General features: G+C 65.9%; 28 protein-coding genes. 10 read left to right on the top strand and 18 right to left on the bottom strand.

Annotation, left to right across the window (positions count from 1 at the left end):
• Both HNP02_RS14370 and HNP02_RS14365 read right to left on the bottom strand, forming a co-directional pair.
• A complete protein-coding gene (locus HNP02_RS14370; protein WP_184439434.1) occupies positions 1-1,878 on the bottom strand; it encodes a S9 family peptidase in 1,878 nt (625 codons plus the stop codon).
• 41 nt (positions 1,879-1,919) lie between these two features.
• Positions 1,920-2,567: a TetR/AcrR family transcriptional regulator gene (locus HNP02_RS14365; RefSeq protein ID WP_184439432.1), complete on the bottom strand. Its 648-nt coding sequence runs from the start codon at positions 2,565-2,567 to the stop codon at positions 1,920-1,922.
• Between the two features lie 56 nt (positions 2,568-2,623).
• On the opposite strand from HNP02_RS14365, the gene HNP02_RS14360 reads away from it, so the two are divergent.
• The 3 genes from HNP02_RS14360 (at position 2,624) to HNP02_RS14350 (ending at position 5,612) form a co-directional block, all read left to right on the top strand.
• A complete protein-coding gene (locus tag HNP02_RS14360) occupies positions 2,624-3,943 on the top strand; it encodes an aspartate aminotransferase family protein (protein ID WP_184439430.1) in 1,320 nt (439 codons plus the stop codon).
• Positions 3,940-4,656: a CoA pyrophosphatase gene (locus HNP02_RS14355; protein WP_184439428.1), complete on the top strand. Its 717-nt coding sequence runs from the start codon at positions 3,940-3,942 to the stop codon at positions 4,654-4,656. The genes HNP02_RS14360 and HNP02_RS14355 overlap by 4 nt, the downstream gene beginning before the upstream one ends.
• 107 nt (positions 4,657-4,763) lie before the next feature.
• Positions 4,764-5,612: a cutinase family protein gene (locus tag HNP02_RS14350; protein ID WP_309241553.1), complete on the top strand. Its 849-nt coding sequence runs from the start codon at positions 4,764-4,766 to the stop codon at positions 5,610-5,612.
• Here HNP02_RS14350 and HNP02_RS14345 read toward each other — a convergent pair.
• The 6 genes from HNP02_RS14345 to HNP02_RS14320 all read right to left on the bottom strand — a co-directional run bounded on the left by HNP02_RS14345 (position 5,525) and on the right by HNP02_RS14320 (position 11,879).
• Complete coding sequence (locus HNP02_RS14345; RefSeq protein ID WP_184439426.1) at positions 5,525-5,908, bottom strand: hypothetical protein; 384 nt, start codon at positions 5,906-5,908, stop codon at positions 5,525-5,527. The two genes, HNP02_RS14350 and HNP02_RS14345, sit on opposite strands and share 88 nt — an antisense overlap.
• Entirely contained in the window at positions 5,905-6,423 is a 519-nt protein-coding gene (locus HNP02_RS14340; RefSeq protein WP_184439424.1) for a DUF1772 domain-containing protein, read from the bottom strand. Before HNP02_RS14340 ends, HNP02_RS14345 begins: the two co-directional genes overlap by 4 nt.
• An 87-nt stretch (positions 6,424-6,510) precedes the next feature.
• Positions 6,511-9,414 (bottom strand): RND family transporter, encoded by a 2,904-nt coding sequence (locus HNP02_RS14335; protein WP_184439422.1) that lies wholly within the window; start codon positions 9,412-9,414, stop codon positions 6,511-6,513.
• On the bottom strand, positions 9,411-9,857 hold the full coding sequence (locus HNP02_RS14330) for an MmpS family transport accessory protein (RefSeq protein WP_184439420.1): 447 nt from the start codon (positions 9,855-9,857) through the stop codon (positions 9,411-9,413). The genes HNP02_RS14335 and HNP02_RS14330 overlap by 4 nt, the downstream gene beginning before the upstream one ends.
• The gene (locus HNP02_RS14325) at positions 9,848-10,354 is read right to left on the bottom strand and encodes a MarR family winged helix-turn-helix transcriptional regulator (protein ID WP_309241552.1); all 507 of its coding nucleotides are present in this window, start codon (positions 10,352-10,354) and stop codon (positions 9,848-9,850) included. The genes HNP02_RS14330 and HNP02_RS14325 overlap by 10 nt, the downstream gene beginning before the upstream one ends.
• 277 nt (positions 10,355-10,631) lie before the next feature.
• On the bottom strand, positions 10,632-11,879 hold the full coding sequence (locus HNP02_RS14320) for a cysteine desulfurase-like protein (RefSeq protein ID WP_184439418.1): 1,248 nt from the start codon (positions 11,877-11,879) through the stop codon (positions 10,632-10,634).
• Between the two features lie 80 nt (positions 11,880-11,959).
• On the opposite strand from HNP02_RS14320, the gene HNP02_RS14315 reads away from it, so the two are divergent.
• Positions 11,960-12,451: a MarR family winged helix-turn-helix transcriptional regulator gene (locus HNP02_RS14315; protein ID WP_184439416.1), complete on the top strand. Its 492-nt coding sequence runs from the start codon at positions 11,960-11,962 to the stop codon at positions 12,449-12,451.
• A 23-nt stretch (positions 12,452-12,474) separates the two neighbouring features.
• The gene (locus HNP02_RS14310; RefSeq protein ID WP_184439415.1) at positions 12,475-12,891 is read left to right on the top strand and encodes a DUF5313 domain-containing protein; all 417 of its coding nucleotides are present in this window, start codon (positions 12,475-12,477) and stop codon (positions 12,889-12,891) included.
• Here HNP02_RS14310 and HNP02_RS14305 read toward each other — a convergent pair.
• From HNP02_RS14305 to HNP02_RS14285, 5 genes are all read right to left on the bottom strand, one after another.
• Positions 12,888-13,631, bottom strand: coding sequence for an amino acid ABC transporter ATP-binding protein (locus HNP02_RS14305; RefSeq protein ID WP_184439413.1), 744 nt, complete (start codon positions 13,629-13,631; stop codon positions 12,888-12,890). The two genes, HNP02_RS14310 and HNP02_RS14305, sit on opposite strands and share 4 nt — an antisense overlap.
• Entirely contained in the window at positions 13,628-14,455 is an 828-nt protein-coding gene (locus HNP02_RS14300; protein WP_184439411.1) for an amino acid ABC transporter permease, read from the bottom strand. Before HNP02_RS14300 ends, HNP02_RS14305 begins: the two co-directional genes overlap by 4 nt.
• A complete protein-coding gene (locus HNP02_RS14295) occupies positions 14,452-15,282 on the bottom strand; it encodes a transporter substrate-binding domain-containing protein (protein WP_184439409.1) in 831 nt (276 codons plus the stop codon). Before HNP02_RS14295 ends, HNP02_RS14300 begins: the two co-directional genes overlap by 4 nt.
• Before the next feature lie 118 nt (positions 15,283-15,400).
• The gene (locus HNP02_RS14290) at positions 15,401-16,321 is read right to left on the bottom strand and encodes a 2-hydroxyacid dehydrogenase (RefSeq protein ID WP_309241551.1); all 921 of its coding nucleotides are present in this window, start codon (positions 16,319-16,321) and stop codon (positions 15,401-15,403) included.
• A complete protein-coding gene (locus tag HNP02_RS14285; RefSeq protein WP_184439408.1) occupies positions 16,318-16,833 on the bottom strand; it encodes a nitroreductase family protein in 516 nt (171 codons plus the stop codon). The genes HNP02_RS14290 and HNP02_RS14285 overlap by 4 nt, the downstream gene beginning before the upstream one ends.
• A 110-nt stretch (positions 16,834-16,943) precedes the next feature.
• Here HNP02_RS14285 and HNP02_RS14280 point away from each other — a divergent pair, with 110 nt between their 5' ends.
• Together HNP02_RS14280 and HNP02_RS14275 are read left to right on the top strand one after the other, a co-directional pair.
• The gene (locus HNP02_RS14280; protein ID WP_184439406.1) at positions 16,944-18,281 is read left to right on the top strand and encodes an NAD(P)/FAD-dependent oxidoreductase; all 1,338 of its coding nucleotides are present in this window, start codon (positions 16,944-16,946) and stop codon (positions 18,279-18,281) included.
• A complete protein-coding gene (locus tag HNP02_RS14275) occupies positions 18,281-19,105 on the top strand; it encodes a PHP domain-containing protein (RefSeq protein WP_184439404.1) in 825 nt (274 codons plus the stop codon). The genes HNP02_RS14280 and HNP02_RS14275 overlap by 1 nt, the downstream gene beginning before the upstream one ends.
• A 1-nt stretch (position 19,106) precedes the next feature.
• Here HNP02_RS14275 and nagB read toward each other — a convergent pair whose 3' ends face one another.
• Both nagB and HNP02_RS14265 read right to left on the bottom strand, forming a co-directional pair.
• Positions 19,107-19,886 (bottom strand): glucosamine-6-phosphate deaminase, encoded by a 780-nt coding sequence (gene nagB, locus HNP02_RS14270; protein ID WP_184439402.1) that lies wholly within the window; start codon positions 19,884-19,886, stop codon positions 19,107-19,109.
• A 7-nt stretch (positions 19,887-19,893) separates the two neighbouring features.
• Complete coding sequence (locus tag HNP02_RS14265) at positions 19,894-21,105, bottom strand: ROK family transcriptional regulator (RefSeq protein WP_221317599.1); 1,212 nt, start codon at positions 21,103-21,105, stop codon at positions 19,894-19,896.
• A 119-nt stretch (positions 21,106-21,224) separates the two neighbouring features.
• On the opposite strand from HNP02_RS14265, the gene HNP02_RS14260 reads away from it, so the two are divergent.
• The 3 genes from HNP02_RS14260 (at position 21,225) to HNP02_RS14250 (ending at position 23,764) form a co-directional block, all read left to right on the top strand.
• On the top strand, positions 21,225-22,664 hold the full coding sequence (locus HNP02_RS14260; RefSeq protein ID WP_221317598.1) for an APC family permease: 1,440 nt from the start codon (positions 21,225-21,227) through the stop codon (positions 22,662-22,664).
• 337 nt (positions 22,665-23,001) lie between these two features.
• A complete protein-coding gene (locus tag HNP02_RS14255; RefSeq protein WP_184439397.1) occupies positions 23,002-23,145 on the top strand; it encodes a hypothetical protein in 144 nt (47 codons plus the stop codon).
• A gap of 76 nt (positions 23,146-23,221) precedes the next feature.
• Positions 23,222-23,764 carry a hypothetical protein gene (locus HNP02_RS14250; RefSeq protein ID WP_184439881.1) on the top strand — a complete coding sequence of 181 codons (543 nt, stop codon included), beginning with the start codon at positions 23,222-23,224 and terminating at the stop codon, positions 23,762-23,764.
• A gap of 9 nt (positions 23,765-23,773) precedes the next feature.
• Here HNP02_RS14250 and HNP02_RS14245 read toward each other — a convergent pair whose 3' ends face one another.
• The 3 genes from HNP02_RS14245 to HNP02_RS14235 form a co-directional block, all read right to left on the bottom strand.
• Positions 23,774-24,058 (bottom strand): YggT family protein, encoded by a 285-nt coding sequence (locus HNP02_RS14245; protein WP_184439395.1) that lies wholly within the window; start codon positions 24,056-24,058, stop codon positions 23,774-23,776.
• A gap of 51 nt (positions 24,059-24,109) precedes the next feature.
• Positions 24,110-25,039 carry a histone deacetylase family protein gene (locus HNP02_RS14240; protein ID WP_184439393.1) on the bottom strand — a complete coding sequence of 310 codons (930 nt, stop codon included), beginning with the start codon at positions 25,037-25,039 and terminating at the stop codon, positions 24,110-24,112.
• Positions 25,040-25,163: 124 nt separating this feature from the next.
• Positions 25,164-26,093, bottom strand: coding sequence for an alpha/beta hydrolase (locus tag HNP02_RS14235; protein ID WP_184439879.1), 930 nt, complete (start codon positions 26,091-26,093; stop codon positions 25,164-25,166).
• Positions 26,094-26,128 lie beyond the last annotated feature (35 nt).

The following is a 26,128-nucleotide window of genomic DNA, read 5'->3' as shown; positions in this document are numbered from 1 at the left end:
CTACGGGTTGAGTGCCCGACCGCCAAGGTGCTCGGCGAGGAAGCGCTCGACGGCGTGGTACATGTCGATCTGGTTCTCCGGGTTCAGGAAGCCATGCCCTTCGTCGGTCTTGACCATGTACTCGACCTCGACTCCCCGGGCGCGCAGTGCCTCGACGAGATTGTCGGATTCGGTCTGCACGACTCGAGTGTCGTTGGCGCCCTGGACCACCAGTAGCGGGGTGCGGATCTGATCCACGCGAGTGATCGGTGAGCGGGCCAGCATGTCGGTCTCCTGGACCGGATCGGAAGGATCTCCGACGAACAGGTGCCAGTTGTTGGCCAAGTGCGGCCTGGCCGTGGCGGGCAGGGTCCGCATGAAGTTCGCGAGGTTCGAGATTCCGACGTAGTCGATGGCCGCGGCGAAGAGGTCAGGGGTGAAGGTGACGCCGACCAATGTGGCGTATCCGCCGTAGGAGCCGCCGAAGATCCCGACGCGATCGCGATCTGCGTAGCCCTCCTTGACGGCCCAGTTCACGGCATCGATCAGATCGTCGTGCATCCTGCCCGCGAATTCTCCGATGGCAGCCTTGACGAACGCCTTGCCGTAACCGGTCGAGCCGCGAAAGTTGACCTGTAGCACCGCATATCCGCGGTTGGCCAACAGCTGCACGTCGGGCTGATACCCCCAGGTGTCGCGTGCCCACGGGCCGCCGTGGACGAGCAGGACCAATGGCAACCCCTTGGGCTCGATCCCGACGGGCAACGTCAGATACGAGTGGAGTTGCAGCCCGTCACGGGATGGGATCGTCACCGGTGTCATTGGAGCCAGCGCTTCGGGATCCAGATCCGGATACGGCCGGAAGAGCAGCCGACTCTCACCCGTGGAATGGTCGTAGAGATAGGTGAGGCCGGGCTCGCGATCGTCGATGAAGCTGACGAGCCAGCGCTGCTCGCTCTCGTCGGAGGAGATGGCGCCGATGTCTCCGTCGGACAGCTTCTCCACGTTTTCCAGGACGGCGGCGAAATCCGGGTCCAGCGCGTGAATCACCTGCCGCTCACCGAGATACCTCGCCCCGATCAGTTCCTCGGTCCGCCGACTCTGGATGAGCGGCCCATGGCCTCCATAGTGCGTGTCGAGGTCGAACGTCGGGTGACTGTCCACCTCGGTCTCCGTGCCGGTGGCCAAGTCGAGCCGGACAAGGCGGGTGCGGTCGGAATCCCGGTTGGAACCGAGCCAGACACCGGTGCCGTCGGGCGTGATCACCATCGGGTACACGCTCATCGGATAGTCGGTGCCGTCGAACACCGCCACCGCATGCAACGTACGTGTGTCCTTGTCCCATCTCGACAGCTCGACGTCGCCGTCGGCCGTCAACGCCGTGGCGAGTAGGTCGCCGTTGCGGCTGCAGAGCCAGGACGCGACGTGGCCTGGATTCTCGGCGAGCAGGGTGAGTTCTCCTGTGGCGATGTCGACTTCGTACAGGTCGAACAGCTCGATGGTCCGCTTGTTGATCCCGACGACGACCCTGCCCTTCCTCGCTTCGTCAAGCGGGACGGCCTTGGCTCCGGGGAACGGTGTGAGATCGACTGCGGGAGCGGCCGGATCGTCCAGGTCGACTCGGTAGAGGTGCCAGTTCTCGTCGCCGTCGCCGTCCTGGTAGTACAGCAGCCACCGAGGGTCGTCGGTCCATTGGTGGATGTACACACTGCGGTTGTCGTCGGCGGTGACGCAGCGCGAGTCGTCGTCGTCCGAATCGATCGTCTGCACCCAGACGTTGAGCCGGTTCTTCCACGGCGCCAGGTAGGCGATCTTGGTTCCATCGGGTGAGATCGATGCACCGGCGCGGACGGGCGAATCGAAGAGTGCTTCTACGGGGATGATTTCGGGCAGGGTCATGCGACTCCTTGAGTTCGTAGGTGGTGGTTGGAGATCGGTAATCAGGCCGTGACAGGTCCTCCGAAGCGACCGTTGGTGGCCTCCAGGATGGCGCGGTCGATCAGTGACAACGCCTCGCTCTGGCTGACCTCGGTCTCGTCGACGACGATGGCCCTGCTGACGTCCTCGTCGATGACGCGCAGCGCGCCGGTGACTGCCGCCGCGCAGAGTCGAACGATCAGGTCGTCCTCGGAACGGTAAAGCCGTTTGGCGACAACGGGAATGAGCCCGCGTTCCATCTCGTCGTGGACCATCAGGTAGGCGGTGCGCAAGGCGGGTTCCGACGCCGTCATGGTGGCGATCCGCATCGCACCGATCTCGTCGTCGATGTCCTGGGGTGTCAGAGGGTGCGTGACGGCGTCTGCGGCAAGGTGATCTCCGAGGGACAACTCGGCTGGCCACCGGTCCACCACGGCGAGGAATCGGTCCAGCGATTTGGCGAGGACCGGTTCGACGCAACTCTCCTTCGATCGGAAGTATCGCCAGATGGTGCGCGTGGAAAGCCCTGCAGCAGAGGCAATGTCGTCGCCACTGGTCCCGGTGACCCCGTGTTTCCAGAACAGCGCGCAGGCGTGCCTGGAGACAGCGAGCCGCGCGGGGGCATTGTCGACGATGGCGACCACCTCTCCTGTCGTGTCACTAAGTGACATGACCTACTGTGTCACTAAGTGACAGGGTCGTCAAGCGAAGCAACGAGAGGAGCCTGGTGGACACCGAGCAGTTCTGGCAGGACGCCGAGCGTCACGTGGTGCGCTACGGGTCGGCGTTCGTCCCACGAATCATCAAGCGGGCCAACGGAAGCTACGTCTACGACGAAAACGGAAACGCAATCCTGGACTTCACCTCTGGGCAGATGAGCTCGATCCTCGGGCATTCACATCCCGACATCGTCGAGACGGTGACGACGGCGGTGGAAACCCTCGATCATCTGCACAGCGGAATGCTCAGCGTCCCAGTGGTGCAACTCGCGAGAAGGCTGACCGCGACGTTGCCCGACTCGCTGAGCAAGGTTCTGCTCCTCACTACCGGGGCGGAGTCGAATGAGGCGGCCATCAAGATGGCGAAGCTCTACACCGGCAAGTACGAAGTTGTCTCCTTCGACCGGTCCTGGCACGGAATGACGTCGGGTGCGGCCTCGGCCACGTTCAGCGCTGGGCGGCGAGGCTACGGACCCCCGATGCCGGGCAATCTCACGCTGCCGACACCGAACGGCTACCGCTCGCCGTTCCGTCACGCCGACGGAACCTACGACTGGCAATCCGAGCTCGAGTACGGGTTCGCGACCGTCGATGCGCAATCGTCGGGCAGCTTGGCAGCGTGCCTGATCGAACCGATCCTGTCCTCCGGCGGGATCATCGAGCCGCCGCCGGGATACCTGCGCCGGCTCAAGGAACTCTGCGTCGAGCGCGGCATGCTGATGATCGTCGACGAGGCACAGACCGGGATCGGTCGCACTGGACTGATGTATGCGTTCGAGCAGGACGGCATCATCCCGGACCTGCTGACACTGTCGAAGACCCTGGGCGCGGGGCTGCCGGTGGCCGCCGTCGTCACCAGCGAGGAGATCGAAAGCGTCTGCCACGAGCGAGGATTCCTGTTCTTCACCACGCACGTGTCGGATCCCCTCGCGGCAGCCGTCGCCCTGACCGTGCTCACCGTCGTCAACAGGGACGGGCTCGTCGAACGGGCCGCGGCTCTCGGCCGACGGCTCGCGACCCGGCTGGACGGCATGCGCGACCGATATGAAGAGGTGGGCGACGTCCGCGGACGCGGCTTGTTGCAGGGCATGGAACTGGTCACCGACAAGGCCAGGAAGACGCCGGCCGACGCCCTCGGAAGCCAGGTCACCGCCGCCTGCCTGGATCGCGGTTTGCACATGAACATCGTGCAGTTGCCAGGCATGGGCGGGATCTTCCGCATCGCCCCGCCATTGACCATCACCGATGCAGAGCTGGATGCGGGCCTCGACATCCTGGACGACGCCCTGTCCGCCGTCCTGCGGCCCCTGCATATGGTCGAACGGTGACGATCACCTACGACGTGGCGCTGCGCGACCGAATCCAAACGCACCTGGCGGGCCACGACCGCCGCGTCGTGACCGACCCGACGAAGAAGCACGCGGCCGTCGCGGTGGTCCTCGTCGACTCCGAGGTCGGCGAGGACAGGGTGGACCCGGCGCCCGTCGAGGACTGGATCGATGGGCGACCCATGCCGGAGTCCCTCGACGGCCGCATGGTCGACGTTTCCGGCGGCGCCGCCTTCCTTCTGTGCCGCCGGGCGTCCCGGCTCAGCTCGCACGCCGCGCAGTGGGCGTTGCCCGGTGGCCGCGTCGACCCCGGCGAAACGGCGGTCGACGCCGCGCTGCGGGAACTGGACGAGGAGGTTGGCGTCGTGCTGCCCGACTCGGCCGTGCTGGGACTGCTCGACGACTATCCGACCCGGTCCGGATACGTCATCACCCCGGTGGTGATCTGGGGTAGCGGACGGCTCGACCTCCGTCCCGCGCCCGACGAGGTGGTGGCGGTATACCGGGTGGGGCTGCACCAACTGATGCGCGAGGATTCGCCGCGGTTCATCACGATCCCGGAAAGCCCACGTCCTGTCGTGCAAATCCCATTGGGAAACGACCTCATCCACGCACCCACGGGTGCCGTGCTGCTGCAATTGCGGTGGCTGGGCCTGGAGGGTCGGGATGACCCGGTCGACGAGCTCGAGCAGCCAGTATTCGCCTGGAAGTAGACCTCAGTTGTAACAGCTGTAACGCAGACCGGTACTGGGACCGATAACCGGGTTGACGCGGTAGCGCAATCGCACACGTGCTGCCGCCAGGGTTGGAGGAACTCATCGTGATTCGTCGTCTTGGATTGGCCATTCTGGTGGCAGGCACGGCGCTGGCAGGAATGGCCACGGGCACCGCCGCGGCCGCACCCGGGTGCGGCGACTTCCACTGGATGGGCGCTGCCGGATCGGGCCAGCGTGACGGTGCCGGCCTGACAGCCAATGGCGGCATGGGCGCCGTGGTCTACCAGTCGTACCTGCAGTTGCAGGCCGAACTGGCCGCGAGCGGCCAGACGATCACCGCCGAGGCCGTTCAGTACCCGGCCGTCGCGGCACCGCTGGACGGCGGGCTTGGCGACTGGATGCACTTCATGGACAGCGTCAAGGTCGGCACCAATGCGGCCGCCGACCAGTTCGAGGCGTTCACCGAGCGCTGCCCCGTCACCAAGGTGGTGCTGGCCGGCTACTCGCAGGGCGCCATGGTGATCCACCGCAACCTGGAAGATCTCGCGGACGACCCGCACATGGCCGCCGCGCTGCTGATCGCCGACGGCGACCGGCTACCCACCGACACCACCATCAACATGGGATCGACGGCGCTAGTGCGTGGCCTTGGCAAGGGCGTTGCACAAGAGCACTCGTTCCTGGCTTCCGCGCCGACCTCGCCGCTGCCGCCCGAGATCGGTACCCGCACCGTCAGCGTCTGCGACATCGGCGACCCGGTGTGCGACTCCGTCCCCGACTCACCCAAGGTGACGGCCGCCGACATCGCTATTCACACCTCGTACGCACCTACCGCGAGCGGCCTGCACGCCTGGGGTGGACCGCTCTACGGCCTGGTCATGAGCGCCGGCGCGACGCCGACGTCGACCGTCGGGCTGACCGCGGACGGCTCCAGCACCGCAGCGACCAGATAGGCCACTCCGCCGGCTAGGGCCAAGGCCCAGTACACGTTCGCTCCCTCTAGGAACAACGCGGCCGGAGACGTCACGGCAAGCCAGCCGCCGAGCCCATATTGGAGGACGTCACGATGGGCGATCCCTCCTGCGAGATAGACCAGCCCGATGACGAGACCGGATCCAGTCGGCCACAGCAGCGCGGGCACCTGCTGATCCTGTAGCGCCTCACTCAGCGCGGTGATGACGAGGAACAGCGCGCCGAAGCCGACCAGCAAGGCCAGGCCGAAACTCAAGTACGCGGGTCGGTTGCTCACGGCCGTGCCGATGCGTCGGCGCGATCCTGGAGCAGGCCGATCAACATCGAGGCTGCCGCGACGAACGCGGTGATCGTCCGGACGTGATTCCACGCCGTCCACGGCTGGTAGTACGCCAGCCACTCGCCGGCGGCGTCGCCCGCGGATAGACCCTGCGGGTCGACGCTGTCGAGGTGGTCGTTCAGCGGGACGTTGAAGGCCATCGTGATGATCGCCGCAAGGACCCCGAAGACGGCACCGATCAGTACCCAGCGTCTCCCCGGCCTGCCCAGCTGGACGACGGCGATGACGCCGACCACGAACGCCAGCACCGCCGCACCGAGATACGCCAGGAGGAACGGTGCGCTGGCGTTCGCCTCGGCGTTGATGCCGCGCATCGCGGTGATCGCCTCGACGGGCCCGGTGCGATCTAGGCCTTGCATGACGAAGGTGGAAAACACGTACATCATTCCGCCTGCGGCGGCGCTGGCGATGGCGGTGATGCTGGTCAGGATGACGAATGGGCTGATACGCATGTTCGTCAGTCAACCGGCGATCGCCGAGACGATCCATGGTTTGCCGTCCGGACTGCATACGCGGGCGTCTATGCCCCGAAGCCCGACCTACGCCTGCACCGGCACCGGCGCGGTGTCCGACTCCTCGCTTGGCGGAGGCGGCGGTTGCGGTTTCCGGAAGTGATTGTCGCCGCGGGGGTAGACGACCAGCGGCCACCAGAACCATCGCCCGAGCATCGTCGCGATCGACGGCATCAGCAGGGAGCGCACGATCAAGGTGTCCACCAAGAGCCCGATCGCGATGGTGGTACCCATCTGGGCCAGCACGATCAGCTTGCTGAATGACATCGCCGCCATGGTGGCCGCGAAGACCAGCCCGGCGGATGTCACCACGCCACCCGTGCCTGCCATGGAGCGGATGATGCCGGTCTTCAACCCGGCATGGATCTCGTCCTTGAACCGGGACACCAGCAGCAGGTTGTAGTCCGATCCCACCGCCAGCAGGATGATGACGGACATCAGCATGACCAGCCACTGCACCTGAATACCGAAGAGGTCCTGCCAGAGCAGCACCGAGATGCCGAATGATGCGGCGATCGAGCTGGCCGCCGTTCCGACGATGACGAGCGCTGCCACCGCGGCTCTGGTCAGGATGAGCATGATCATGAAGATCAGCGTCAGGGCCGACACCACGGCGATCATCAGGTCGTACTCGGCGCCGTCGGACATGTCCTTGTAGGTGGCCGCGACCCCACCCAGGTAGATCTTGGCGTTGGAGAGCGAGGTCATCTTTATGGCGTCCTGCGCGGCCTTGCGTTCGGAATCGACCCTGGCGATGCCCTCGACGGTCGCGGGGTCGGTTTCGTGGGTGATGAACATGCGCGCGGACTTGCCGTCCGGTGCGAGGAACATCTTCAGCCCGCGCTCGAAGTCGGGGTTCTGGAACGCTTCCGGCGGCAGATAGAACAGGTCATCGTTCTTGGCCTGATCGAAGGCGGCGCCCAACGCCAGCGCGGTGTCGTTGGTGGCCTCCGACTGGTCGAGCAGGGCCTTCTGAGAGTTGTACGACGCCAGCGACAGGTCCCTGCTCTGCTTCATGCTCGCGATGGTCTGCGGAAGAAGTGCCGTCAGCTTCGGAGCGAGGTCCGCCAGTTGGTCGGTGTTGCCCTGCACCGCACCCGTCTGATCGGTCAGTTTGTCGATCCCGTCGAGGGAATCGAAGAGGGAACGAATCGCGAAGCACATGGGGATGTCGTAGCAGTGCGGTTCCCAGTAGAAGTAGGCGCGCAGCGGCCGGAACTCGTCATCGAAGTCCGCGATGTGGTCTCGCAGTTCCGCGGTGGTCGCGAGCAGATCCCGCGACTTGGCCGCTGAGTCCTGTGTCAGCGCGGTTTGCTGCAGCGAGAGTTGATACTGCCTCTCCAAGATGTCGATCGAGACGTTCGTCGCGTCGACCGTTTTCTTGATGGTGTCCAGTTGAGCCCGCTGGAACGGCAGGTTCATGTTGCTCGTCTGGCCCTGAACGCTCGTCTGAAAGGGAATCGAGCTGTGCTGGATCGGAATGCCCAACGGCCGCGTGATGTTCTGCACCATCGCAATGCCCTCGGTGTGCATGACGTTCCTGGCGATCGCGTTCAGCACCAGCATGTCGGCGGGGTTCCGCATGTCGTGATCAGCGTTGACCATCAGGATGTCGGGGTTCATTCGGGCTTCGGAGAAGTGCCGGTCGGCGGCGGCGAAGCCGATGTTGGTGGGCGCGTCGGCCGGCATGTAGTAGCGGTCGTTGTAGGCCGGCTTGTAGCCCGGAATCGCGACGAGGCCGATCAGCACCACGAACAGGCTCGCCACGAAGACTGGTGCCGGCCAGCGCACCACCGTGGTGCCGACCCGTCGCCAAAACCGGCTCTGAGGAGGGCGTTTGGATTCGTATAGGCCAATCCGGCTACCCAGGAAGAGGATGGCCGGGCCGAGCGTGACCGCAATCGCCACGACCACGACCATGCCGATCGCGACTGGGGCGCCCATGGTGGAGAAGTAGGGCAGCCGCGCAAAGCTGAGGCAGTAGGTGGCACCGGCAATGGTCAGGCCCGACCCCACGATGACGGGCGCGACGGACTTGAAGGTGGCGTAGTAGGCGTCATCGCGATCTTGACCCAACCCGCGATCCTCGCGGTAGCGGCCGAAGATGAAGATGCCGTAGTCGGTGGCCGCGGCTATTGCGAGCATCGTCAGGATGTTCCCGGCGAAAGTCGTCAGCCCGAAGGCGCCGTGGGTGGCCAGCACCGAGACAACTCCGCGCGCGGTCAGCAACCCGAGAAACGTCAGGAAGAGCTGGATCAGCGTGGTCACTATCGAGCGGTAGACGACCAGCAGCATGAACGCGATCGCGACGAGGGTTATCACTGTGATCTGGGCGAGGCTGGCGTTGCCGATGACGTGCAAGTCGTTGGTGAGCGCGGCCGGCCCTGCGACGTAGGCCTGCACGCCCGGCGGGGCCTTCGTTTCATCGATGACCTTGCGCACGGCGTCGACGCCTTCGTTGGCCAACGTCTGGCCCTGCTCGCCGGCAAGGTTGATCATCACGTAGGAGGCCTTGCCGTCGGCGCTCTGCGCACCGGCGGCCGTCAGCGTGTCACCCCAGAAATCCTGGATGTGCTGGATGTGCTTGGGATCCTGATACAGCTTGCGGATGATCTCGTTGTAGTAGTCGTGCGCGTCTGGACCGAGGGGCTGCTGCCCCTCGATAACGATCATGATCGTGCTGTTGGAGTCGAACTCGTGGAAGTTGCCGCCCATCAACTTCATCGCCTTCATCGAAGGCGCGTCTTCGGGAGCCATTGGGGCCGAATGGAGTTCGCCAACGGTCTCGAGTTGGGGGGCGGTCACGTTCACCACGACGGCGACGAACACCCAAAACAGGACGATCGGCAGCGCAAGGATGCGCAGCATGTGTGGAAAGAACGGGCGCTTGGGGTGCTCGTCGGTCTCGGCCGGCGGGGTCGCGTGCGTCATGCGGACTTCACCAGGCAGTACGTCTGGGCGTTGACCCCATTGGCGGATTGCTCCTCACGGACGGTTCCGTTCACGGTGACGCGGCATCCAATCTGATCAGTGTCGCTCCGCGCGACGAGACTTGCGCTGACGGACGGCAACGTCGTCGACAAGGTGACCGACCACGGCAGGGTCGCAGTGATCGAGTGCACGTTGGCATCCGGGTCGAAGTAGCCAATTTGGGCGGTGCTGCCCGGCGGGCCGTACACGTCGTAGACCATGACCTTCGGGTTGAACTGGACGATCTCGATGCCCGAACCGGCGTTGGCATTGAGATCCTGGGACGCGAACATCTTGTGCAGACGGGAAACGACGAGGCCCGAGATCGCCAGTACGACGATGAGAACCAACGGGATCCATATCTTCTTCAGCCAGCGACCTACTGGAATACTTCTCACTCGCATACCTCTCGCTGATCTTCTGGCTGCGTCGCAAGATCTTCCGGCGAACAGTCTGCATTTTCGGCGAGCTGACACAGCACGGGATATGCGACCCGCGCCGAAACCTGCAGCGCGCATGACTCGTCCGGTGTCAGCGTCGTCATCAAGACCGCAAGGCGTGCCCGACGGACGCGCTTCCGATCGTCGAGCATCGTCTGACCGTGTGGCGTCACGCCGATGAGGGTGGCGCGCCCGTCGTCGGGGTCGGGGAGCCTGGTCACGAAGCCCAGGCGCTCCAGTCTCTGGATCAGCTGGGTCATCGAGGGTTGGCTGACCGCTTCCTTGGCTGCCAGCGTCGTTAGTCGAACGGGGCCTTCGCGGCACACCCGGTTCAGCACGAACGCAGCGGACGCACTCAACTCGGCGCGATCGCTGAGAAACCGCGCGGTCAGGTCCAAGGCCTGATCGAGAAACTCGCCGACGTAGTCGAAGGCGTCTTCGTCGCCAGGCGGATTTCCCACTCCGTATCTATATCACCCACCCTATGTAGTGGCAATCGGAGCGTACTCAGTGCGTGGGACAGTCAATTCACAGGAATAACTTGGCCGTCGTTGGTGTTCGCGTGGTCTGCGCTGGTCGCGCAACGTCCCAGTCTGTTCGGCTGCCACAAGGTGCGCCCAATGCATATGAGATGAAAACCATTGTTGGACAGTTGATTTCGCCTGTGAGCAGTTCGCTCGAGCAGGCTGCCGACAACTCGGCATCTAGTGGATACCTATATATCCCAGGCTATGTATGTCAGACGACGTGCTTGAGAATCGAGGCAAGTACGCGTATCAGCAGATCGACGTCGTCCGCGGAGTTGTAGGGCGCCAAGCCGATCCGCACGCCACCGGCCTCGCCAAGCCCGAGGAATCTCGATGCCTCGTAGGCGTAGAACGAACCAGCGGGCGCGTTGATGTCGTGCTGCGCAAGCGCCCCGCTGATCGCTGCGGAGTCGTGTCCGGCGACGGTGATGAGCAACGTCGGTGTCCGCCGCGCAGCGCGCGAGTGGATGGTCACCGCGGGCAGCTGTCGCAGGCCGGCCTCGATCCGCTGACGCAGCGCGTCCTCGTGGTGCTCGAGGGCACTCATGGCCGCGACCAGCCGCGCTCGGCGACTCCCCGGCGCACTCGTCATGCCCGCGAGGAAGTCGACGGCCGCGGTGGTGCCCGCCATCAGCTCGTAGGGCAGCGTGCCGAGTTCGAATCGCTCGGGCACCCGGTCGGTGGCCGGCAACAGCTTGCCGGGCCGCAACTCGGCGAGAAGGTCGCGTTTGCCCACGACCACACCACAGTGCGGGCCAAGGAACTTGTACGGCGAACAGGCGAAGAAGTCGGCGCCGAGATCCCGGAAGTCGACTGTGCTGTGGGCGGTGTAGTGCACGCCGTCGACGTACAGCAGTGCTCCGGCGGCATGGGCGCGCGCCGCGATGGTGCGGACATCGGGCATCGTGCCGATCAGGTTGGACGCGGCGGTGACGGCGACCAGGCGGGTGCGCTCGCTGAGCTGCGCCTCGATCTTTTGCACGGGTAGTTCGGAGGTCTCTGGGTCGAAGTCCACCCATCTGACGACGGCGCCCGCGTTGGCGGCAGCGATCACCCATGGCCGGACGTTGGCGTCGTGGTCAAGGCGCGTCACGACGATCTCGTCGCCAGGACTCCACTGTGCCGACAGCGTCCGCGACAGATCGAAGGTCAGCGCCGTCATGCTCCGCCCGAAGATCACCTCGTCGGGATCGGCGTTGAGCAGATCGCCGAGAGCGAGGCGGCATTGCACGACGATCTCTTCGGCATTGCGTTCGGCGGTGGTGTTGTGCCCACGGTTCGCCAACGGGCGAAGCATGGCGTCGCGGATGGCGTCGGCTACGGCGGTGGGCGTCTGCGAGCCGCCGGGCCCGTCGAAGTACGCGGTGCCGGTGCTGAGCGCAGGGAAGCACCTGCGGATCGCGTCGACGTCGAACGTCGACTGCTCATGAGAGAGGGACTGCTCGTGAGGGAGGGACACGAACGAAGTCTCCCATCGGGGGCTGCAGTGTGAGTGTAGTAATATTGCTAGGACACTAACTACTTGTGTACTATTAAGTCATGCCCACGACAACGGCGGATGACGTCGACCAGCTCGCCCTCGAACAGCAGGTGTGCTTCGCCCTTGCGGTCACCAACCGGGCCGTTCTGGCCGTCTACCGCCCACTGCTGGAACCGTTGGGCCTGACCCACCCGCAGTACCTGGTGATGCTGGCGCTCTGGGACCACCAGCGGGCGACCGACGCCGACCGAACTCCGTTGTCGGTCAAGCAGATCGCCTCGGCGCTGCAACTGGATTCGGCAACGCTGTCGCCGATGCTCAAGCGACTGGACGCGCTCGGTTTCATCACCCGCACCCGAAGCGTCGCCGACGAACGCTCGACCCACATCGAGCTCACCGAAGCCGGGACCGCCCTGCGTCGCCAGGCACTCGAGATCCCGCCAGCCGTCGTCGCACGCCTCGGCGTCGAGTTGACCGAACTCGAAGAACTTCGCCGGGTTCTCACCCGGATCAACTCCGCCGCGATCGCGGCAGGCGCCCTCGACGCCTGAACATCGAAACAACTGAAGGCATCATGACCACCAACCGCCCCACCCCCCGGCAGTGCGTCACCTACTCGTACGGACGTCGCCTGCCCGATTCGATGAAGACGTGGGTGTCCCACGATCTCGCTGGCGTTGGAGCCGTCCGCCGAAACATGGTCCGGATGGCAATACCGCCGCTTCTGGTCCTCGCTCCGTTCTGGTTGATTCCTGCCACGCTCTACGTGCACCTCGAGATGACGGCACCGATCTACATCTGGACGTTGCTCATGGCGCTTGCGCTGAACAAGGTGTGGCGCCGATACCGCCTCGTCCAGCACGATCTGGATCCGAATCTGGTCGACGTGCTCAAGCGCAGGAAGGACGCGCACATGCACGAGGACTACATTCGGCGCTTCGGCCCGCGGCCGGAATCGGCTCGGTGGCAGGCGAACAGCAGCCCGTTCTAGGCCTGTCGGTCGGTGAACCGCTGCAGGAAAAGGCGGGTCCGGTCGTGCTGAGATTCGGTCAAAACCGCACTGGCCGAACCTGATTCGACAATGCGGCCGTTGTCGAGGAAGCACACCGTGTCGGCCACCTCGCGGGCGAATGCCATCTCGTGGGTGGCCATCACGATGGTGCGCCCACTCGCCGCCAACTCCCCGACGAGGGCAAGCACCTCGCCGACCAGTTCCGGGTCCAGCGCGCTGGTGATCTCGTCGAGCAGCAACAGCCGCGGTTCGTAGGCCAGTGCGCGGGCGATGGCCACCCGTTGCTGCTGCCCACCGGACAGCTTGTCCGGGTAGGCATCCGCCTTCTCGGCAAGGCCGACCCGGGCGAGCAGTTCGCGGCCGCGGTCCTGGGCGTCCTTGCGCGTCGAACCGTGCACCACCCGGGGAGCCAGCGCGACGTTGGCCAGTGCGGTCATGTGGGGGAACAGGTTAAACGATTGGAACACCATGCCCATCGCCTGCCGGGCGGCGTCGGCATCGATGCGCGGGTCGCTGATGTCGCGGCCGTCGAGCAGGATCTGGCCGTCGTCGATGTCCTCGAGCAGGTCGATGCACCGCAGCAGCGTCGACTTTCCCGACCCCGACGCTCCGATCAGCACCACGACCTGATGCTCGTCGACGTCGAGGTCGATGCCGTCGAGCACAGCACGGTCGTGGTAGGCCTTGACCAGCCCCCGGACCGACAGCACCGGTGTCATACCGCGCCCTGCCGGCTCGCCACACGCCCTGCCGCCCAGTCGGCGAGCCGCGCCGAAGGCACCGCGAGCGCGATGAACAACAGGCCGGCCACGACATATGGCGTGAAGTTGTACGTGGTGGCCGCCTGAATCTGTGCCGCCCGCACCGCGTCGACGGCACCGAGCACCGAGATCAGACCGCAGTCCTTCTGCAGCGCGACGAAGTCATTGAGCAGCGCCGGCGTCACCCGGCGCGTCGCCTGGGGGAGCACCACCAGTCGCATCGTGCGCCGATAGTTGAGCCCGATGGACTTGGCGGCGGCCAGTTGCGACGGATGAACCGACTCGATGCCCGCCCGGAAGACCTCGGCGACGTAGGCGGTGTAGATCAACACCAGCGCAAGGCCACCGAGCAGCACCGGGTTCGTCGGAATGCCCTGCAGTCGCAGCCCGGGCAGACCGAACCCGACGAGGTACAGGCAGATCAGCAGGGGCAGGCCACGGAACAGATCGACATATCCGATTGCCAAGGCCCGCACCGGAAACCACACCGGGCCGCGCAGTGATCGCACCGCGGCAATTCCGAGCCCGAAGATCAGGACCAACAGTTCGCAGACGACGAGTACTCGAATGTTCAGCCACAGCCCCTCCAGCAGTGCGGGCAGGCTGTCCCAGCCGATCCGCAAGTTGAAGAACGAATCCTGGACCCGTGACCAGCCCGGTGACGACGTCACCACGAACAGCAGCACCGCGGCGAACACCACGGTCGACAAGAGCGCGGTCAGCGTCGACCGCCGGGCCCGGGACCGCCGGTAGGCGACCCTGTCGATCGTGCCCGTGGTCACGAAAGGACGGGCGCGTTACCGGCGCCGGTGAGCCACACCTTCTGCAGTTTGAACAACTCGCCGGCATTGCCGAGATCGTCGACGGCCTTGGACACGCACTCCGTGAGCGGGCTGCCCTTGTCCAGAACGATGCCGAACTGTTCGGCCTCCTCGTTGCCGGCGGGCAGCTGGCCGACGATGACCCCGTCGGCCAGTTCGGCTTGTACCGCAAACGCCGTCGGCAGATCCAGTACCAGCGCATCGATCTGACCGTTCGTCAGCGCGGCCTTGGCGTCGTCGTTGTTGTTGAACACCGCGACGCTGGGATCGAGGGCTTGGGCGGCGGTGTAGCTGGTCGAGCCGACTTGGGCGCCCAGTTTGAGGCCCTTGAGCCCTGCGAGGTCCTTCACCTGGGCCGCAGGCGACGACTTGACCGCGACGACCGCCTGGGTGACGTTGAAGTAGGGCGAGGAGAAGTCGACGGCCTGCTTGCGTTCGTCGGTGATCGAGAACTCATTGAGGTTGGCGTCGAACGTCTTTGGGCCCGGCGCGATGGCCGCGTTGAACGGCACCCGCACCCATTTCACGTCCTCCTTTGCGTAGCCGAGCTTCCCGGCGACGGCGTAGGCGACCGCGGATTCGAAGCCCTTGCCATTGGCGGGGTCGTCGTCGACGAACCACGGCGGGTAGGCCGGCTGGTCGGTGCCGAAGGTGATGGACCCCTTGGCCAACGTCGTCAGCGAGTCCTTACTGCAGTTCTCCGCCGGCGCGGGAGCCGCCGACTTGTCGTCGGCGGGAGCGCAGGCGGTCGCGGTGACCAGGCCCGCGACGACGACCAGCATGGACATTCGAAAAGAGGCTTTGGGCGAGCGAAGCGACGGGGGATCCAATCTGCGCATGGGCGGCATCATCGCGCACCAGGCCGTGCAGCGGCAACGTTCTCGATCAGGATGAGCCAGTCGGCGCTCAGGGACCCGCGACGAGGTTCGGTGGAATGCCACCGCCGGCGAAGACCTCGATCTGCCGGAGCGCGATGACCCACGCCCGCTGCCATGCTCCGTCGGTACTCCCGGCAACGTGCGGTGTGAGCAGGAGGCCGGGCGCCGACCACAGGGGATGGCCCGCAGGAAGCGGCTCCGGATCGGTGACGTCGAGCGCGGCGCGGAGCCGGCCGGAGGTCAGCTCTGCCAGGAGTGCGTCGGTATCGACTGAACCGCCCCGACCAGCGTTGACGACCACTGCGCCGTCGGGCAGCCTGGCCAAGAATTCGGCATCGACGACGTGATGGGTCGCCTCGCTCTCGGGCAGCAATGCAACCACTGCGTCGGCGTTTGGCAGGAGCTGCTCGACGTCTGCCAGCGCGTGCACCCCCGGCCTGGCCCGTCGGCCGACCAGCACGACCTCGGTCTCGAACGGGGCGAGCCGGGATGCGAGATTGGCCGCCAAGTCCCCGGCGCCGAGGACCACGACGCGCTTGCCGATGAGGGTTTCGGTGTCCCATCGCCGCCACACGCCTTCAGACTGCTGTTGGCGGAAGATGCCGAGATCCCGGTAGATGCTGAGAAGTGCGGCCACCACCCACTCGGCCGACGAGCCGCCGTGCGCACCGCGCCCGTTGGACAGCATCACACCGGCGGGCAGCAGCGGTTGCCACTGCTCGTAGCCGGCATTGAGGGTCTGGATGAGGCGCAGGTCGGTCAACTCGCCGAACCTGGCCCCGACGGCGGGGGCGTTCTCGTAGCCGACGACGACCACGGTGACGTCCAGGTGCCCGGCCGGCCACGGCTCGCCAGGCTCGTAGAGAATCGCGTCGATGGTCGCGGGAGCGTCCGACAAGTCGAGGCCAAGGCCTTCTGGGACAAGAACTTTCAGACGCGGCGCGGTCACCAGCGTCCTCGGCGCACGACCTCCGCGAAGGGGCGGCGATCGGGCTTCAGAATCGGCTTGAGCGGACGATCAGCGGGATATCCGATACCGAGAAGGTAGGAGACGATGTGATCGTCGGGGACTCCGAGGATGGCGCGTGCCTTCTCCTGGTCGCCCACCGACGAATGGCCGGTGCCGATGCCGAGGTCGGTGGCAGCGATCGTCATCGCCGTCGTCGCCTGCCCCAAGTCGTACTGATCGATGAGCTTGGTTCTCTCGTCGGGCGGTTCGGGAACGATCAACGCAATGGCCGCCGTAGCCGACGCGATATGGCGCGCGCCCTGCCACACCGTGGAAAGTTCTCGAAGCTGACCGCGGTCCGTGACGATGACGAAGTCCCAGTGCTGACGATTCGATGCGGACGGCGCGCGCCACCCTGCCTCCGCGATGCGGTCAAGGTCGCTGTCGGGAATGGGGTCTCGCGTGTAGCTCCGCACGTTGCGTCGGGCACGGATTGCGTCCCAGGTCTCCATGTCTTCCTCCGGTGTTCGTGCGAGGTGCGTCGTGGTCGTAACTTGGAAGTGGTCGTAACCAGGAACCACGTCCGAGTGCCGACTATTTCGAGCAGGCTAGCCTCGGTGCGGTGAGCAACGGTCGCACGAGGGTGCTAATCATCGGGGGCGGGTTCGGCGGCCTCTTCTGTGCTCGCAGGCTCGGTGGTGTGGACGTCGACGTCACGCTGCTCGACCGCGCGGCGTGCCATGTGTTCCAACCGCTGTTGTATCAGTGCGCGACAGGGACGCTCAGTGTCGGGCAGATCAGCCGCTCGTTGCGCGAGGAGTTGGAGCGCCATCGCAACGTCACCACCTTGCTCGGGGATGCGGTCGACCTCGATGCCGACGCGCGCCGGGTGACCGCCCGCCGGCCCGACGCGACCACGTTCACCGTCGACTACGACGTCCTGGTCGTCGCGGCCGGGATGCAGCAGTCGTACTTCGGCCACGATGAGTACGCGCAGTGGGCGCCGGGAATGAAGACCCTCGACGACGCGATGGCGATCCGCCGGCGGTTGTTCGGTGCCTTCGAGATCGCCGAGACGCTCCCCGCGGGACCGGAGCGCGAGGCCTGGCTCACGTTCGTCGTCGCCGGTGGAGGCCCCACCGGAGTGGAGCTGGCCGGGCAGATTCGGGAGATGGCCACCCGAACCCTGGCCAAGGAGTTCCACAGCATCGCCCCCGAGGAAGCCAGGGTGCTGCTCTTCGACGGCGGCGATCGCCTGGTCAAGAGCTTCGCGCCGGACCTGGGAGGCAAGGCCGCCAAGGTCTTGGAGAAGCTTGGCGTCGAACTGCACATGGGTGTGCACGTCACCGACGTGCGCCGCGAGGGGGTGACCATCTCGCCCAAGTCGGGCGGCGCGGACGAGGAGTACGCCGCGCGGACCGTGTTGTGGACCGCGGGTGTCGAGGCCGTGCCGTTCGCTCGGCGGGCCGCCGAGGTGCTTGGTGCGACGTCGGACCACTCCGGGCGGATCGCGGTGGAGGCGGACCTGACGGTGCCAGGGCATCCGGAGGTCTTCGTGATCGGCGATCTCGTCGGCCGTGACGACCTACCCGGGGTGGCCGAGAATGCCATGCAGGGTGGCCTGCACGCCGCCTCCTGCATCCGCCGCGACCTCGCGGGCATGCCCCGCAAGCCGTTCCGCTACCGCGACCTCGGCTCGGCGGCCTACATCAGCCGCGGGCACGCGCTGTTGCAGGCAGGCCCGATCAGACTCACCGGGTTCATCGGCTGGCTGGGCTGGGGGTTCGTCCACATCGCGTTTCTCACCGGTGTGCGGAATCGCTTCAGCACGCTGGCGACGTGGTTCGGCGCCATCGCGCGCTCGAACCGCACCGACAGGACCTACCTGCTGGGAAGCACGACATCGGCCGAGCAGCCCTACACCTGGGCGAGCTGCGATCGTCCTGCAGCGACGGACTGATGCTTCCCGCCGACAACCACGTGCACTCCGAATTCTCTTGGGACACCGGGGTGAATGCCTCGATGGAGGGCGCCTGCCGCCGCGCCGTCGAGGTCGGACTGCCCGCCATCGCGTTCACCGAGCACGTCGACTTCACCGGGTGGAGTGACGACGACCATCCACCCTCCGGCGAGCCGACGATCGCGTCGCGCGAGCGCGTGGTGCCGCTGGACATCGACGGCTACCTGGCCAGCATCGAGCGCTGCCGCGACCGGTTCGGAGAACTTCGCATCCTGTCCGGCATCGAGACAGGCGAGCCGCACCACTTCGCGGGCAGTGTGGCCGCCGTGCTTCGGCAGGGACGGTTCGACCGTGTACTCGGGTCGCTGCACTCGATCGTGCATGACGGTCGGCTGGTCTTCGTCGACCGGGTGTACGAGTACCGCCCGGCCGGCGGCGTCGTGCGCGATTACTTCGGTGAGCTGCTGCGCCTCGTCGAGGGCTCCGACGCCTTCCAGGTGCTCGCGCACTGCGACTTCCCCCGCCGCAATTGGCCGAAGCACCGAGAGGGGGAGTACCCCGAGGCGGACTTCGAGGAGGAGTACCGCACCGTGTTCCGTGCGCTGGCCGCATCCGGGCGGGCGCTCGAGCTCAACACCACCAGCCCGCTCGCATCGGTCGCGCAGATGCGTTGGTGGTTCGAGGCGGGCGGCGGCGCGGTGTCGTTCGGCAGCGACGCCCACGTGCCGTTGCGCGTCGGGGCGCATTTCGACGTTGCGGTGGACATCGTGGAGGCGGCAGGCTTCCGGCCAGGCCGTGACGAGTACGACTTCTGGCGGCGCTGACCTAGTATTTCTCTTGCACGGGTTTGTATTTCAGCGCGTAGCGGTAGAAGTCGGCGTTCCCGAGCTGGGCTGCCGCCGATTCGTCGACGACGATTGTGACGTGCGGGTGCAGCTGAAGCACCGAGGCCGGACAGCTTGCGGTGACGGGGCCTTCGACGGCGGCTGCGACGGCTTCCGCCTTGTGCTCGCCCGTCGCGATGAGCACCAGGTGCCGGGCAGAGCTGATCGTGCCAAGCCCCTGGGTGATGACGTGACGGGGGACCTCGTCGATGCTCGAGAAGAACCGGGCATTGTCGTGCCGGGTCTGCTCGGTCAGCGTCTTGACCCGTGTGCGCGAACCCAGCGACGAACCTGGCTCGTTGAACCCGATGTGCCCGTTGGCGCCGATCCCCAACAGTTGGACGTCGACGGGGCCCGCTTGGGTGATCGAGGCATCGTAATGCTCCGCGGCAGTGAAGATGTCGTCGGCGATGCCGTCGGGGCCGTGCACGCGCGCGGAGTCGATGTCGACGTGGTCGGTGAACTCCACGCGGATGACGTGCGCGTAGGACTGCGGGTGACTCGGCGGCAGGCCGACGTACTCGTCGAGCAGGAACGCCTGCACGCCCGCGAAGCTGAGTCCGTCCTCCCGATGCCTGCGGATCAGCTCCCGATAGACCGAGAGCGGTGAGGAGCCCGTCGCAAGGCCGATGGTCGTGGCACCGGAGCGGACCGTCTGGTCGATGACGTCGGCAACGGTGTTGCCGCATTCCCGCTCGTCCCGCCTGATGACGATTTCCATCGTTCGACTACGCCTCTCCAGCCGACCGGAGTAGGACGCGTCGGTCGACGACCAGATCCCACGCCGTGTCCTTCGCGGCCGCGATGGCGCCGACGAGCACGGCGTCTTCACCAAGATGTCCTCCGACGATGTCGGGAACGATCGGGATCGTCGCGGCCAGCTCGCGACGCATGGGGTCGGCGAGCAGGTCGGCGTTGCGGCCGATGCCGCCCGCGAGCACGATCAGGCCGGGGTCGAGCACGGCCGTGACGACGGCGACGACGTGGGCAAGTTTCAGCGCCTCCTCCGCGACGACTTGCATCGCGCGTTCATCGCCGCCGCGGGCCAAGTCGAATACCGCCTTCGCCGTTGGCATCTGGCTCAACCCGCGCTCGTGGGCGGCCGAGACCACCGCTTGGGCCGCCGCCGCGACCTCCACCGGTCCCGGCCTGCGCGTCGTCACTCCCGCCGGAACCCGGCCGAACGGCAGATCCGCGATCTCTCCCGCCGCACCGTGCGCGCCGCGAAAGAGCTGCCCGTTGATCAGGATTCCCATGCCGATGCCGGTGCCGACGGTCAGGCACGCGACCACGTCGACGCCCTTGGCTGCGCCGAGCGCGTGCTCGCCGACGACACTCAGATTGGCGTCGTTCTCGACGAGTACCTGCGAGCCGTTCGCCCCGATCGTGGCGATCAGCTCCTGCATCAAGCCGCGACGCTCCCAGCCCGGCAGGTTCGGCGCCCGGTGCACGGTGCCGGTGGCAGGGTCCGGGATGCCCGGCGTGCCGAGGACGGTCACCACGATGTCCTGCGGGGCCAGGCCTGCGTCGGCGACCGCGTGTTGGATGGTTTCCTGCACGGTGCGCAGCAGCATCACCCCCGAGCGGCACCGGTTCGGCTGTTCGCGGCGGGAGACGACGGTGCCTTCCAGGTCCGCGACCGCGACTCGAAGCATCTGCCGTCCGACGTCGACGCCGACGATGTGGCCCGCCTCGGGCGCCGTCCGGTAGATGACCGCGGCGCGGCCTGGGCCGACCGCACTTCGCCCGATGGCACGGACCAGGCCGTGCTGCTCCAAGTCCAACAGTGCTTGTCCGACTGTCGGTTTCGACAGGCCGGTGTCGCCGGCGATCTGCGGGCGGGTCGCCTCGCCGTGCGCTCGGAGCCGGCCGAGGACGAGCCGCTGGTTCAGCGCGCGCATGCTTGCCGGGGTACCCGCCTGCGGCGCAGTTTGGCCCACCACCGTCTCCGTCTCCGTTTCAGTCGCAAGGAGTTTACAAAGCAAACTCTTCCACACGCGCCAATAATATGTTAAGAAACTTTCCTAACGAATTAAACACGAACGAACGGAGGCGCATAGTGAGTCCCTCATCCACCAGCTCGGGGAAGTCCGGAGCCGTGGCGTCCGCGCAACCGGCACTCGAGCGCAAGATCGGGCCGCTTCAGGCCACGGCGATCAACATGACGCAGATGTGCGGCATCGGACCGTTCGTCACGATTCCCGCGATGGTCGCCACCATCGGCGGTCCCGAGGCGATGTTCGGCTGGGTCATCGGAGCCATCGTCGCACTTGCCGACGGCCTGATCTGGGCTGAGCTCGGTGCCGCGATGCCTGGGGCAGGCGGTACGTACATCTACCTGCGCGAGGCGTTCCAGTACCGGACCGGCCGGCTGATGCCGTTCTTGTTCGTCTGGAGCGCCGTTCTCTTCATCCCGCTGATCATGTCCACCGGCATCATCGGGCTCGTCCAGTACCTCGGATACCTGATCCCCGGCCTGACGGGCGAAACCGGAAACACCGCGCTCGGCAAGATCATCGGCGTCGGCATCACCCTTCTGATCATGGCCGCCCTGTTCCGCAAGATCGGCCAGATCGGCAAGCTCACCACCGTGCTGTTCGTCGTCATGCTGGTCGCAGTGTTCAGCACGATCATCGCGGCGTTCATGCACTTCAACAGCGCGCAGGCATTCGCCTTCACCCCTGGTGCATTCAGCTTCAGCGGGGGATCGTTCTGGGCCGGCCTCGGCGCGGGCCTGATCATCGCGATCTACGACTACCTCGGCTACAACACCACCGCCTACCTCGGCGCTGAGGTGCGCGACCCGGGCCGGACCCTCCCGCGTTCGATCATCATCTCGATCCTCGGCATCATGAGCCTGTACTTCCTGTTGCAGGTCGGCGTGCTCGGCTCGATTCCGTTGGAGCAACTGAAGAGTGCGACGTCGGTCGCCTCGAGTGTGCTCGAGCAGGCGTGGGGAAGCGGAACGGCGCAAGTGATCACCGCCCTCATCGTCATCGCAGCCATCGGCTCGGTGTTCGCCGGACTGCTCGGCGGCTCCCGCGTTCCATTCGAAGCCGCCCGCGACAAGGTGTTCCTTCCGGTGTTCGGCAAGTTGCACCCGAAGCTGAACCTGCCCACCGCCGGTGTGATCACCATGGGCGCGATCACCATCATCGGCTCGCTGTTCACGCTGACCACGGTCATCAATGCCGCGGTCGCGACCCTCGTCATCATCCAGTCGCTGGCTCAGGTCGCCGCGATCGTCGTGCTGCGCCGTCGCCAGCCCGACCTGCCGCGGCCGTACAAGCAGTGGCTGTATCCGCTGCCGACCATCGTCGCGCTGGTCGGCTGGGTCTACATCTACGTGTCAGCGAGCTGGCTGTCGATCGGATTGTCGTTGGGCTGGATCGCGATTGGCGCCGTCGCCTATCTGATCTACGCCAAGACCGAGAGCACCTGGCCGTTCGGGCCCAAGGTGATCAAAGAGGTCTACGTCGACGAAGCGCGCGCGGCCTAGCGCCTAGCGGTGTCACCTGCGCCGCGTTATTGCCTCGTGCCGAGCCGGCGTTAGTTCGAGCCGTATTGCCCTGCGGTCCTGGTCGCCGCCTTCATCGCGAACGCCAAGATCCTCGAGTCGCTGGCACCAACCGAACCCCTCTACTCGGAGGTGGAGGCGCAGTTGCGCGCGCTCGTTCCGGCCGTGCGGGCGGTCGGCGTGCTCGACGTGTTCGCGCCGCGCGCGGGCACCGGCTGTGACCAACGGCACCCAAACAAGTTCGATGATCTAAGGAATTTGCGGACGCCGATCCGACTTGTACGTCGTAACAGCGGTCTAAGTCGTGAGGAGCCCCACCATGATTCGCCGTCTAGCCTTCATCGTCGCCACCGCGGCGATGGCGGTCGCGCCCCTGATCGCGTTAGCTGCGGCGCCGGCATTTGCACCGGCTGCAGCCGCCGATGCGAGTCCCGCCATTGCAGCGGTGTCCCAGCTCGTATAGCGGTGATCTAACAAGTGCCTCGTAACGCGGCGTGGGTACAGCCGCAACCGCCGCAGGCGTGGTCTGGTGGAAGACGATGGACTCCTACTTCGCGCCCGCCCACCGCCTGACCATTACCGCGGCGGCGTGTCTGGCACTGCTCGCCGTCACGGTGCCCTCCGCCACCGCTGAACCCACCACCGACAGCCAGGGTTTTGTGGACTCAACGGCGCGGTGCTCCTCGCCGAACACGGCAGCCGCGTTCGGTAGTACGGACACTTCGCGAGTGGCGATCTGCGAGAGCCCGGGCGGGCAATACGAATATCGCGGCGTGCGCGTGCGCGACGGCGCCAAGCTGATCATTTCCGCTACGCGTTCCAGCGACGGCAAGTTCGTCGCCGAGAACGATGGCATCACCTACACGGTGACCCCGAGGTCGCTGGTGGTCAGCGTGGGGTCTGAGGTGATTCGCACGGAACCGATGGTGGATTACCACGGGCCGGAATCGCCGACGACACCAACGGCAACGGCGCCAACCACGGCGACGACCTCGACCACGCCCACGTCGACGACGCCAACCTCGACCACACCGCTGCCGCCACCGTTGCCCGCCGAACGGGGTGGCACCACCCCTGGCTAAGTCGGGGCCTCAGAACGGAATCAGCGGCACCACGACGCTGCGCAGGAGGATCACGCCCACGAACACGGCGGTGAAGGCAAGGTCGATTGAGACGGACCCGAACCGTGCGGGTTTGAGCACCCGCCGGACCGGGCCGATCACGGGCTCGGTGATGGCGTAGATGATTCGGCGCGCCTGGTAGAGGCCGCTGCCGCCGCTCGACGGGGACAGCACGCGCACCCAGTCGACGACCATGCGAGCAATCAGCACGAGTTCGAATACCAGGAGAACGACTCCAAGCAAGGCTGCGACCATCGCACGCTCCTTCCGGCCACTCCAGTATCCGCGGCCGAGCTGAGAACGGCCTTAGCCTTTCATGAGTTCCCCAACGTGAGCGCTGACCGAATCGGCAAGGCCCTTCAGGTCGTAACCACCTTCGAGGACCGCGACGAGGCGGCCGTCACAGTGCGTCTCCGCGGAATCCATCAGCGCGCGCGTTACCCAGGCGAAGTCGTCCGCCGTCATGTTCAGGGAGCCGAGCGGATCGCGTTCGTGCGCGTCGAAACCGGCCGAGACGATGATCAACTCGGGCCGGAACAGGTTGAGCGCAGGCAGAATCCGGTCCTCGAATGCCTCGCGCAGTTCGCCGCCGCCGTCGCCCGCGGTTAGCGGTGAGTTGAAGATGTTGCCAACGCCGGTTTCGTCCGCTTCACCGGTGCCTGGAAAGAGTGGCATCTGGTGGGTCGAGGCGTAGAGGACGCTCGGGTCGGCGTAAAAGATCTCCTGCGTGCCGTTGCCGTGGTGGACGTCGAAGTCGACGATCGCTACGCGCGTCAACCCGTGCTTGATCTGTGCATGGCGCGCGCCGATGCTGATGTTGTTGAAGAGGCAGAAGCCCATCGCCCGTTCGGTTTCGGCATGGTGGCCGGGCGGCCTGCACGCGACGAAGGCGTTCTGCACCTCGCCCGCGAGAACCTTGTCGACGGCCTGGACGGTGGCACCGACGCCGCGCAGTACGACCTCCCACGTCGTGGGGTCCATCATGGTGTCGCCGCCGTCGAGATAGACGTAGCCGTCGTCCGGGCGTGCGGCTTCGAGCGTGTCGACGTAGCGGTTGGTGTGGACGTATCGCGTCGTCTCGAGATCGGCGATTTCTGCCATCTCGCGCACCAGTGGGTCGAACTGCGGCTGGTCGAGCACCGCCGCCACCGCGCGGTAGCGGTCAGGCCGCTCGGGATGGCCCGCAGAGGTCTGGTGGTTGGCGAAGATCGGGTGGTGCAGAAGCAGGGTGGCCAACGGATTCAGCCTCTTCTCGGATCGTCCGGATACTGTATGCAAACTTACGCTAGCCTATGTGGCGGGTCCGCTGCCAGAGTGATCTCCTCTGGATGACTGATCACTACTGTTGCGTGATTGACAGTCAAAGCGTTCTTGCGAAGTGGAGCGCAACCGCTGCGACGGCCGACTCGACCGGCCCGGTGCGGTCATAGAAATCGAACTGGCTGACGTTGTCCAGCCAAAGCTCGGACTTCGGTGCGGTCACACGACTGTAAAACCGCTTGGCGCCCTCTGGAATCGCGGCCGATTCACTGTGGACCATGAAAAGCGGCTGACTCAACCTCGGCGCACCGGCAACGCCGTCGAAGGCGAGCCATCCTTCCCAGAACGCCGGGTCGGCGTCATTGCGCCAAGCCGTGATCATTCCTCGGTCGGGCTCGGTGTAGTAGGGCGCATCGAACATGATCGCGCGGCGATCCGTCGAGCTGGCTGCAGGGACGAACCGCTGGTGGCCAGTATCGCGATATTCGGCCTCGGCGACGCGGCCGGACTCGATCAGCTCAGCAACCCCGGATTCGCCGCCGTACGTTTGCAGCACTACGTCACGGTCGTGTAGCCACGGCGCGACCAGCGCTATCGAATGGACCGTGGGCGTGTCTAGCGCAGCGCGAACCATGTAGCCCGAGCTGGCGCAAATGCCCAGCCCGCCAAGCCGCGCATCGTCGATATCCGGTCGGCTCGCAAGGTAGCCGAAAGCGGCTTGGGTATCAACGGTTTTGGCGTGCGGATCTTCGTACTGGCGACGGTCGCCCTCGCTCTCGCCCCAACCGCGATAGTCGAAGACGAGCGCGGTGTAGCCGCGCTCGGCGAGTTTGCGCGCGTAACGTGCTGCCATCTGTTGCCGCACCGTCATCCAGGCACCGGTAACGACGATGGCTGGGCCCGGGCGAGTTCGGCTCACTCCGCCGGCGACGTAGAGGTCGCCGACGATGCCTTCACCACCGGAGCTGAACTCGACGCGCTCTACGCGGATCTCACCGTCTGGTGCCGATTGAGCCGAGCACCCGGACATGGCCAGCCCGACTGCGAGCCCCGTAGCGATCATGG

This window comes from Mycobacterium sp. AZCC_0083 (assembly GCF_014202335.1).
GTDB lineage: Bacteria > Actinomycetota > Actinomycetes > Mycobacteriales > Mycobacteriaceae > Mycobacterium.
The sequence above is the reverse complement of the archived record's forward strand: the minus strand, read 5'-3'. Positions and strand labels throughout refer to the sequence as shown.